This window comes from Bradyrhizobium sp. Unk1 (genome assembly GCF_059512345.1).
The window spans coordinates 60,693-70,776 of sequence record NZ_JCAMOP010000044.1 but is presented as its reverse complement, the minus strand read 5'-3'; the positions used below and the strand labels follow the sequence as shown (position 1 = coordinate 70,776).

Sequence of the window (10,084 nt, the reverse complement as noted above, 5' to 3'; positions counted from 1 at the left end):
CATCGATCGACTTGACCAATCGCCAACCTGTCAGTGATGTGTCCGAACAGGTGTCAGCCATGTCTCCCGACTAAACAGAAGGCGGGGCATCCAGTACGCCGCGGCCCATCGGCTCCATCACTGCTGTCACGGAGTACTGGATCGCCCGCCTTCGCGGGCGATGACAGCGGAAGATGTGGCCTGACTGACCCGCCTAACACCTACGCCAGCGTATGCACGATCACCGGCCCGGCTGCGGCGCTCGCATGCCCTGCGAGCAGCGGCCCCAGATCCTTCTCGATCCAGGCGATCGCGCGCCGGTTCGCCTCCTCCGCCTGCTCGAACTTGTCGAAGATGGAGATCGCGGTGACCGTGTCGTCGCCGGCATAGACGACGTAATAGGCGCGGAAACCGTCGACGTCGCTGATGATCGGAACGGCGCCGTCCTTGATGCGGCGCGCCAGCTCTTCGGCGCTCCCGCTTTTCGCCTTGGCCTGACGGATGGCGGCATACATGGCATCCTCCTCCGGCTATTGCTGTCGGGCATGGTGCCCGGCTTCGATCCTACGCCGAAGCGCGCGACCAATCCACGCTTGGTTAACCCGGCACTAATCGGTCTCCGCGATCTGCAACCAACGGTTAAGCACGCCTCAACATCGCTGCCCTAGTCTCGCCGCACTCACTTTTCGCAAACGGCGGCGGCCTATCCTGCCGGGTGAAGTGACATCAGGGGGTTCATCATGCGCGTTGCGCTGCTGCTGACCGCGACCGTTGTGGGCGCGCTCTTCGCCAATCCATCCCATGCCGGATCGCTCGACGCGTCGGCCGGGGCAGCGCAGGCGCTGCCGCCGGGCTTCCAGAGCTACCGCGGCTACATGTTCGACCTGACGGAGAATTCCGAGCGCAAGGACGTCGACAAGCTCACCGACAATCTGAAGCAGCAGATCGACGTCGTCGAAGCTTCCGGCCTGTCGCCGCGCGTGCTCCGCTTCTTCCACACCGTTCCGATCGTCGCGAGCGAGCTCGCCTGCCTCGACGAAGGCGCCGCGACCGCGTGCTACGGCCGGGTCACACCGGACATCCAGCGCACCGCACCCCGGACGCTGACGGTCTGGGACCACGACAAGCAGCGCTGGATCAATCCGAATGCCGTCGACCTCGCGGTCGATTCGGGCCTCGGCGTGATCATGCTGCGGCCGGACATGATGCGCTACGAGAAGGAAGCCGTGCTGCTGCACGAGCTGCTGCACGCCTATCACGCGCGGCTGTTGCCGGACGGCTACGCCAACAAGGGCGTGATCGGCTATTTCGCCCTTGCCAAGTCCAAGGACCTGTTGCCCAAGGAATCCTATGCGCTGAAGAATCCCATGGAATTCTTTGCCGTGACCGCCAGCATCTTCCTGGCCGGCAAGAGCGAATTCCACGACCCGAAGTCGCGCGAGGCGCTCAAGGAGAAGATGCCGGACTATTACAAATATCTGGTCGGCGTGTTCGGCTTCGACCCCGATCCGGCACCGGCGAGCGGTCCGGTTGCCTCGCTGAAGTAAGGCGCCTGCGCCAAGCCACCTCAGAAAGCCGCGCAAAAATGCGCGGCTTTTTTGGTTTGGGTACCGGAAGCTGCGGATGACGCACCGCCGGGAATTGCCAAGGCGGGGCCCGATCTGCATAGTCCCGCGCGCATCGATACCGTTTTAAGAGGATAGAACAACATGGCGGACGCCGACCTGGATGTCGTGATCCGGCAACTGGCCAGACAGCTGCATACGGGCCTTTTGACCCGCGCCAAGGAGCGGCGGGATCGCTTCAACGGCCTTGCGGCCAAGGCCAAGGGCAAGGAGACCGGCGACCGCTTCAAGATGATGGCCAAGGCCACGATGGAGCAGGCCACCGCCGCCGCCAAGCGCCTCCAGATGTCCGCCGACAACGTCGCCGACAGCTACGCCCGCTCGATGCGAATCGCGGCCAGCACGCCGATCGCGGCGAAGGTGGAGAAAAAGGCGAAGGAGAAGCCTGAGAAGAAGGCCGCAAAGGCCAAGAAGGCGAAAGCCAAGAAAGCGAAATAAGCGCGGCTCGCGCGCTTCACCTCGCCCCGCTTGCGAGGAGAGGTCGGATCGTTCTTGCGATCCGGGTGAGGGGGTACAGGTACCGCGACGGTCGCGCGTGTGGATAGAGCCCCTCGCCCCAACCCTCTCCCCGTAAGAACGGGGAGAGGGAGAAAAACTCCTCTCACCGCCGCGGCTCGGCGCTCGCGAGCTCGGCGAGCTTGGCGCGCGCTGCGTCGCGGGTGCGGCCGTCCTTGCCGGCCGGCAGCGCGAGCGCGGCTTCGAAATCGGCGCGTGCGTCGTCGGCCTGGCCGCGGGCGAGGAAGGCAACGCCACGGTCGAGGCGGGCCTGCGCATCCGACGGGTCGAGACGGACCGCCGTGTTGTAGCTCAGGATGGCGCGATCGAGATCGCCGGTGGCCGCGAGCGCGAGACCGCGCTGGTGATAGGGCGCGGCGTGCCTGGGATCATGCGCGATCGCCTCGTCGTAATCCTCGATGGCAAGCTCCAGGTCGCCGTTCTGCAGGCGCGCCTGCGCCCGGTCGCGATACAGCGAGGCGCGGTTGGGATTGAGGTGGATGGCCTCGTCGAAATCCGCGATCGCCCGCCGCCAGTCGCCGTGGCGCAACGCGATCCGTCCGCGCCCTTCATAGGCGAAGGCGATCAGCGATCCGCGCAGCGGCGAGAAGCCGATCACGGCCGAGCAGATGTCGGGCTCGTCCTCGTCCCCGCAATTGACGACCGTGTGCGTGGACAGGCCAATGAGCACGCCCAGGACGATCAGCAATGGTACCGCAGCTTTGGTCATCTTCGACCGTGGCAGGCAAAGGGCCGGCCACGCATCCCCTTTCGAAGGAACAGTCTCGCCATGGTGTTAACACCGGCCGGGACCATCCTGTGTGCGCCAGGTCACAAAAGCTGGTCACAAAGCCGGGCGCGATTCCGGCCGGTTCCGCATCAGCCCCAAGGGCCACGGGAAGGACCAGGTGAAGGGCCGCGTGAGGACGACTGCCCCCACGGGCTCCGCGGCGGATAGTTTTCGTTGGCACCGACCGACGGCGCCTGCGCACCGAGCTCGGCCGCGAGCTGCTGGAGCGCCGCGATACGGTTCTGCGTCGAAGGATGGGTGGCGAAGAGATTGTCCACGCCATGGCCCGATAGCGGATTGATGATGAACATGTGCGCGGTCGCGGGATTGCGCTCGGCATCATAGTTCGGGACCTGATGCGCGGCGCCTTCGATCTTCACCAATGCGGACGCCAGCCACATCGGCTGGCCCGCAATGCGCGCGCCGAGATTGTCCGCGGCATATTCGCGGGTGCGGCTGATCGCCATCTGCACCAGCATGGCGCCGATCGGGGCGAGGATCATCATCAGGATCGAGCCGACGACGCCGGGGCCGTTGTTGCCGCGATTGCCGCCGAAGAACATGCCGAACTGCGCCAGCATCGAGATCGCGCCGGCAATGGTCGCGGTAACAGTCATCAGCAGCGTGTCGTGATGCTTGATATGCGCGAGCTCGTGCGCGATCACGCCGGCCAGCTCCTCGCGGCTGAGCTGGTTCATCAGGCCGACGGTGACGGCAACAGCGGCATTCTCGGGATTGCGCCCGGTCGCGAACGCGTTGGGCTGCGCCTCGTCCATCACGAACACGCGCGGCATCGGCAAGCCCGCGCGGCCCGCAAGCTCGGCGACGAGCCCGACCAGTTCCGGCGCGCTGGCGCGGTCGACCTCATGGGCGCCGTACATGCGGAGCACCATGCGATCGGAGTTCCAGTAGGTGAAGAGATTGGTCGCGGCGGCAATGACGAGCGCGATCATGGCGCCGGCGGCGCCGCCAATCAGATAGCCGACGCCCATGAACAGGGCGGTGAGGCCTGCGAGCAGCATTGCGGTCCGAAGATAGTTCATGGCCGTCTCCCGGGGGCGGCCGCGGGCGAGCCATCGGCCGGCGCCCTTCAGGTAGGGATGACCCCGGCCCGGGTGCAAGGTTTCAAGGTGCGTCGCGGAGCCGCGGCTATGCCCAACATTGCATTTCCGTCATGCCGGGCTTGCCCCGCCTGCGCGGCCGAAGCCGCTTCGGCGAGGCGAAGGCCCGGGCATCCACGTTCTTCCTCCACACAGGCCCGAAAGGCGTGGACGGCCGGGACAAGCCCGGCCATGACGAAGGGATGGTTTGAGGCGCTCAATTCACCTAAGCTTCAGCAAGATTCCACACGCGCCCTTCTCCCCGCCGGAAACCTCATGCTCCAAACCCGATTTGCGATCGCGGCCGCCGCTCTGCTCGCCTTCGCCCTCCCCGCCTCCGCCCAGTTCGCGCCACCACCCGCCAAGCCTGCAGCGCCTAGAGCCACAGCGCCGTCGCCGCGCGCAGCGTCGTGCCACAATGGCGCGAGCTTCGATCGCTTTCTGGCTGATGTGAAGCAACAGGCGGGCGCCGCCGGCGTGTCGCAGCGGACGATATCGGAGGCCTCGCCCTACCTCGTCTACGACCAGGGCATCGTCAACCGCGACCGCGGCCAGCGCGTGTTCGGCCAGCTCTTCACCGAATTTGCGGGCCGCATGGCCGCGCCCTATCGCATGCAGAACGGCCAGCAGCACATCAAGAACCACGCGGCTGCGTTCGCGCGCGCCGAAAAGGAGTACGGCGTGCCGCCGGCGGTGATCGCCGCGTTCTGGGGCCTCGAGAGCGATTTCGGCGTCAACATGGGCAATCTGCCGACGCTGAAATCGCTGGTGTCGCTGGCCTATGACTGCCGCCGCTCGGAGATGTTCGTGAACGAGACCATCGCCGCGCTGAAGATCATCGACCGTGGCGATCTCACACCAGACGAGATGGTCGGCTCCTGGGCCGGCGAGCTCGGCCAGACGCAATTCCTGCCCGTGCATTACGTCAACTACGCCGTCGACTATGACGGCGACGGCCGACGCGATCTCTTGCGCAGCGAGGACGACGTGATCGGCTCGACTGCGAACTACATCGCCAACGGATTGAAATGGCGGCGCGGCGAGCCGTGGCTCGAAGAGATCAAGGTGCCGCAAAACCTGCCATGGGATCAGACCGACCTCACGGTGCAGCAGCCGCGCGCGAAATGGGCGCAGCTGGGGGTCACCTATCCCGACGGCCGGCCGCTGCCGAACGACAATCTCGCGGCGTCCGTGCTGCTGCCGATGGGACGCTTTGGGCCTGCCTTCATGGCGTATGCGAATTTCGCGGCCTACACCGAGTGGAATAATTCGCTGATCTATTCGACCACCGCGGGTTATCTCGCCACCCGCATCGCGGGCGCGGCGCCGATGCGCAAGCCGGCGGGGCCGGTCGCGCAACTGCCGTTCAATGAGCTCAAGCAATTGCAGCAGCTCCTGGTCCAGGCCGGCTTCAATGTCGGCAAGGTCGACGGCGTGCTGGGCCAGCAGAGCCGTGCCGCCGTGAAGGCGATGCAGATCAAATACGGCCTGCCCGCCGATTCCTGGCCGACCGCCGAGCTGCTCGCACGGATGCGCGGCGGCACGGCCCAGGCGCAGCCACAGGCGACGATCCGCTAAATAATCTATCCGTCGTCATGCCCCGCGAAGGCGGGGCATCCAGTACTCCGCAGCCCCTCGATTCAATCACAGGCGTCTCGGCGTACTGGATCGCCCGGTCAAGCCGGGCGATGACAGCGAGGGTGTGGTTGCGACGACACTGTGGGTGCGGCTCGCTAGAATTTTCGCACCGCACAAGCCGCTCTCGCGATTGTAATTTTCCATGAGGCTCCCATGTGAGTGGCTCAGGTTTCTCCTGAGTTTTCCCTCATTCGAGCGAGCATCACATGTCCTTCCACGACGCCGTCGTCCCCGCTTATTTGCAAATGCTGAACAGCCTCATTGGCCTGCTCGCCAAGGCCGAGGTGCATTGCGCGGCCAAAAAAATCGATCCGGCCGTCCTGCTCGGCTCTCGCCTGTTTCCGGACATGCTGCCGCTGTCGAAGCAGATCCAGCTCGTCAGCGATTTCGCCTCCAAGGGCTGCGCGCGGCTGACGCATAGCGAAGTGCCCTCGACGCCCGACACGGAAAAGACGTTCGAGGAGCTGAAGCAGCGGCTCGCCAAGACGATCGACTACGTCAAATCGTTCAAGCCGGAGCAGTTCGAAGGCGCCGACACCAGGGACGTGACCTTCCCGGCCGGCCCGGACCGGTCCATGACGTTCAAGGGCCAGCAATTCTTCAGTGCGGTGTCGCTGCCGAACTTCTATTTCCACGCCGCGACCGCCCACGGCATCATGCGTCACAACGGCGTCGAGATCGGCAAGCGCGATTTCCTCGGCGCGAACTGATTTGCCAAATCGCACGACGCCGTAGCAGAATTCTGCTGCCGCGGCCGAAATTGCACATCAATTATGCTGCGCGGGCCTTGCCGCGCAGCTCGCCTGCACTTTCCGTATGGCTCATCACTTGCGCTGATTGCCGCAATGCACAAGTGTTCCGGATCTCTCACCGCCTGGAAGCATTCCCATGAGCCGTCCGACCAAATTGCTAGAGACCTACAAGCTCGGCCCGATCACGCTGGCGAACCGCCTCGTGATGGCGCCGCTGACGCGCAACCGCGCCGCGCCCGGCACATTCGTGCCGAGCCCGCTCGCCGCCGATTATTACGGCCAGCGCGCCTCCGCAGGTCTCCTGGTCACCGAAGCAAGCCAGATCTCGCAGCAGGGCCAAGGCTACCAGGACACGCCCGGCATCTACAGCAAGGACCAGGTCGCCGGCTGGCGCAAGGTCACCGAGCGCGTGCACGAGCGCGGCGGCAAGATCTTCATCCAGCTCTGGCATGTCGGCCGTATCTCGCATGTCGATCTCCAGGCCAATGGCGCAGCCCCGGTGGCGCCGAGCGCGATCCGCGCCAAGGGCAAGACCTTCGTGAACGGCACCTTCGCCGACGTCTCCGAGCCCCGTGCGCTCGAGCTCTCCGAACTTCCCGGCATCATCGACGACTTCAAGCGCGCCACCAAGAATGCGCTCGAAGCCGGTTTCGACGGCGTCGAGATCCACGGCGCCAACGGCTATCTGCTCGACCAGTTCGCGAGGGACGGCGCCAACAAGCGCACCGATGCTTACGGCGGCTCCATCGAAAACCGCGCGCGGCTGATGCTGGAGGTCTCCAGGGCTGTTGCCGCCGAGGCCGGCGCCGACCGCACCGGCATCCGCATCTCGCCGGTGACGCCGGCCAACGACCTCTCCGATTCCAATCCGCAGGCCTTGTTCGATCACATCGTCGACGGCCTCAGCGCGCTCAAGCTGGTCTATCTGCACGTGGTCGAAGGCGCCACCGGCGGTCCGCGCGACATCGCCCCGTTCGACTATGCGGACCTGCGCAAGCGCTTCTCCGGAGCCTACATCGCCAACAACGGCTACGACTTCGATCTCGCGACCAAGGTGCTGGACGCGAACGCGGCCGATCTCATCGCCTTCGGCAAGCCGTTCATCTCCAACCCCGACCTCGTCGAACGGCTGAAGACGGGCGCGGCGCTGAACGATTGGGACAAGAACACGTTCTATGGCGGCGGCGCGAAGGGGTATACGGATTATCCGACGCTGGCGGCCGAGCCGGCGGAGTAGTCTCCACCCATGACGGTGTCATGCCCCGCGACCCGGCTACGCCAAGGCTTCGCCGGGGCTGCGGTCCAGGGCGCCGAAGCTTTAGCGTAGGCGGCAGGCGGGGCATCCAGTAACCACCGGCAGCGAGATCTAATCGCGGGGCCGCGGCGTACTGGATCGTCCGCCTTCGCGGACGATGACACCGAGAATGTGGAACGTATGTGCCACAAAGAAAAAGGCCGGGATCGCTCCCGGCCTTTCGTGTTTGATGACGCTACGCGCCGCTTACTTCGCTTCCGCGCGCTTGGGCGGGGACGCCGGCCACGACTTGATCAGCGTGTCGTAGTCAACCGTCTCGCCCTTCGGCTTCTCGTTGGCGAGCTTGCGCTGCGGCGCGATGGTGCCGTCCTTCTGGGCCTTGGCGTACCAGTATTCGGCGGTCTCCTTCTTGTGCAGCTTCGGACCGCAGGCGCCCTGCACGCCGGACTTCTCGAGGCGCTCCATGACGGAGTCCTGAGCGGCTGCGAGTGCATCCATCGCGGCTTGCGGCGTCTTCGCACCGGACGACGCATCGCCGATGTTCTGCCACCAGAGCTGCGCGAGCTTCGGATAGTCGGGCACGTTGTTGCCGGTCGGGGTCCACTGCACGCGCGCGGGCGAGCGGTAGAACTCGATCAGGCCGCCGAGCTTCGGCGCACGCTCGGTGAACGACTTGTCCCAGATGTCGGATTCACGAATGAAGGTGAGACCGACATGGCTCTTCTTCAGCGACACCGTCTTGGAAACGATGAACTGGAGATAGAGCCAGGCCGCCTTGCGGCGGTCAGCCGGGGTCGACTTCAACAGCGTGAGCGAGCCGGCGTCCTGGTAGCCGAGCTTCATGCCTTCCTTCCAGTACGAGCCGTGCGGCGACGGAGCCATACGCCATTTCGGCGTACCGTCCGCGTTCATCACGGCGATGCCGGGCTTCACCATGTCGGCGGTGAAGGCGGTGTACCAGAACATCTGCTGGGCGATGTTGCCCTGAGCCGGCACGGGACCGGACTCGGAGAAGGTCATGCCCTGGGCCTGTGGCGGAGCATACTTCTTCATCCACTCGAGGTACTTGGTGATCGAGTAGACCGCAGCCGGGCCGTTGGTGTCGCCACCACGCTCGACCGAGGAGCCGACCGGACGGCAGCCTTCCATGCGGATGCCCCATTCGTCGACCGGCAGACCGTTCGGAATGCCCTTGTCGCCGTTGCCGGCCATCGACAGCCAGGCGTCGGTGAAACGCCATCCGAGCGACGGGTCCTTCTTGCCATAGTCCATATGGCCGTAGACCTTGACGCCGTTGATCTCCTTGATGTCGTTGGTGAAGAACTCGGCGATGTCCTCGTAGGCCGACCAGTTCACGGGCACGCCGAGCTCGTAGCCATACTTGGCCTTGAACTTGGTCTTGTAGTCCGGGTTGGTGAACCAGTCGTAGCGGAACCAATAGAGGTTCGCGAACTGCTGGTCGGGCAGCTGATAGAGCTTGCCGTCCGGCGCCGTGCCGAACGACTTGCCGATGAAGTCGTTGACGTCGAGCTGGGGATCGGTGACGTCCTTGCCCTCGCCGGTCATATAATCCGACAGTGCGATGGTCTGGCCGTAGCGGAAGTGCGTGCCGATCAGATCGGAGTCATTGATCCAGCCGTCATAGACGTTCTTGCCGGACTGCATCTGGGTCTGCAGCTTCTCGACGACGTCACCTTCCTGGATGATGTCGTGCTTGAGCTTGATGCCGGTGAGCTCGGAGAACGCCTTTGCCAGCGTCTGCGACTCGTATTCGTGGGTCGCGATGGTCTCGGAGACGACGTTGATCTCCATGCCCTTGAAGGGCTCGGCGGCCTTGGCGAACCACTCCAGCTCCTTCTTCTGCTCGTCCTTCGACAGCGTCGAGGGCTGGAATTCCGCAATCCACTTCTGGATTGCGGCGTCGTCGGCGGCGCGGACCGGCGCCGAGACGGCGAACGACACCGCAACGATGGCGGCGGCGCTGGACATGGTCAGAAAACTATTCTTGGTCAATGGACCTTTCCTTCTCCTAAACTGTCGCATGTTGTTCCTCCGTTGCAGCGACAAAATTTTATACAGGCCCGGGTTGCCCCCGGACCTGGCCGTCCCTTCGCGAGCTTCAGACCGTGCGAAAAATGAGCACGGCCGTGGCCAGCGAAATCCCACTTGCGAGCCACAGGCTCGAAATCTCAAAACCTTCCTCGCCGATCGGCAGGGTGGCGAGTATATCGGTGCCGGCGAAGGCGATCCACAGAAGGTGGATGACGGCCGCCGTGATCAGCGAGATGAACAGGCGGTCGCCCCGCGTCGTCGGAATGCTGAGCACGCCGACGCGCTCGGCTTCGGGATAGACCGCGGCAAGATACGTCATGACCGCGAGGGTGCAGGCGAGCGCCACGAAAAAGATCGCGGTCGGCAGCGTCCAGGCCATCCATGCAATAGATTCCATC

Annotated in this window: 10 protein-coding genes; 5 read left to right on the top strand and 5 right to left on the bottom strand. The window is 64.6% G+C overall.

From position 1 onward, the window contains the following. Nucleotides 1-200: 200 nt before the first annotated feature. The gene (locus AC5ZFO_RS38590) at nt 201-494 is read right to left on the bottom strand and encodes an antibiotic biosynthesis monooxygenase (protein WP_014497428.1); all 294 of its coding nucleotides are present in this window, start codon (nt 492-494) and stop codon (nt 201-203) included. 225 nt (nt 495-719) lie between these two features. Between AC5ZFO_RS38590 and AC5ZFO_RS38585 the strand changes: the two genes are divergently transcribed. Then, nucleotides 720-1,526 (top strand): hypothetical protein, encoded by an 807-nt coding sequence (locus tag AC5ZFO_RS38585; RefSeq protein ID WP_282524402.1) that lies wholly within the window; start codon nt 720-722, stop codon nt 1,524-1,526. 162 nt (nt 1,527-1,688) lie between these two features. Beyond that, on the top strand, nt 1,689-2,042 hold the full coding sequence (locus tag AC5ZFO_RS38580; protein WP_282524403.1) for a hypothetical protein: 354 nt from the start codon (nt 1,689-1,691) through the stop codon (nt 2,040-2,042). Between the two features lie 163 nt (nt 2,043-2,205). Here AC5ZFO_RS38580 and AC5ZFO_RS38575 read toward each other — a convergent pair whose 3' ends face one another. Together AC5ZFO_RS38575 and htpX are read right to left on the bottom strand one after the other, a co-directional pair. Next, nucleotides 2,206-2,829, bottom strand: coding sequence for a tetratricopeptide repeat protein (locus AC5ZFO_RS38575; protein WP_282524404.1), 624 nt, complete (start codon nt 2,827-2,829; stop codon nt 2,206-2,208). Nucleotides 2,830-2,978: 149 nt separating this feature from the next. After that, nucleotides 2,979-3,932 carry a zinc metalloprotease HtpX gene (gene htpX, locus AC5ZFO_RS38570; RefSeq protein WP_282524405.1) on the bottom strand — a complete coding sequence of 318 codons (954 nt, stop codon included), beginning with the start codon at nt 3,930-3,932 and terminating at the stop codon, nt 2,979-2,981. A 333-nt stretch (nt 3,933-4,265) separates the two neighbouring features. On the opposite strand from htpX, the gene AC5ZFO_RS38565 reads away from it, so the two are divergent. The 3 genes from AC5ZFO_RS38565 to AC5ZFO_RS38555 all read left to right on the top strand — a co-directional run bounded on the left by AC5ZFO_RS38565 (nt 4,266) and on the right by AC5ZFO_RS38555 (nt 7,616). Next, nucleotides 4,266-5,567, top strand: a complete 1,302-nt coding sequence (locus tag AC5ZFO_RS38565; RefSeq protein WP_282524406.1) for a lytic murein transglycosylase — start codon at nt 4,266-4,268, stop codon at nt 5,565-5,567. Between the two features lie 266 nt (nt 5,568-5,833). Next, nucleotides 5,834-6,337 (top strand): DUF1993 domain-containing protein, encoded by a 504-nt coding sequence (locus AC5ZFO_RS38560; protein ID WP_282524407.1) that lies wholly within the window; start codon nt 5,834-5,836, stop codon nt 6,335-6,337. A 178-nt stretch (nt 6,338-6,515) separates the two neighbouring features. Further along, nucleotides 6,516-7,616 (top strand): alkene reductase, encoded by a 1,101-nt coding sequence (locus AC5ZFO_RS38555; protein WP_282524408.1) that lies wholly within the window; start codon nt 6,516-6,518, stop codon nt 7,614-7,616. A 264-nt stretch (nt 7,617-7,880) separates the two neighbouring features. On the opposite strand, the gene AC5ZFO_RS38550 is transcribed toward AC5ZFO_RS38555, so the two are convergent. Beyond that, nucleotides 7,881-9,623 (bottom strand): ABC transporter substrate-binding protein, encoded by a 1,743-nt coding sequence (locus AC5ZFO_RS38550; protein WP_282524464.1) that lies wholly within the window; start codon nt 9,621-9,623, stop codon nt 7,881-7,883. 130 nt (nt 9,624-9,753) lie between these two features. Then, nucleotides 9,754-10,083 carry a DUF2160 domain-containing protein gene (locus AC5ZFO_RS38545; RefSeq protein WP_282524409.1) on the bottom strand — a complete coding sequence of 110 codons (330 nt, stop codon included), beginning with the start codon at nt 10,081-10,083 and terminating at the stop codon, nt 9,754-9,756. Nucleotide 10,084: the final 1 nt, after the last annotated feature.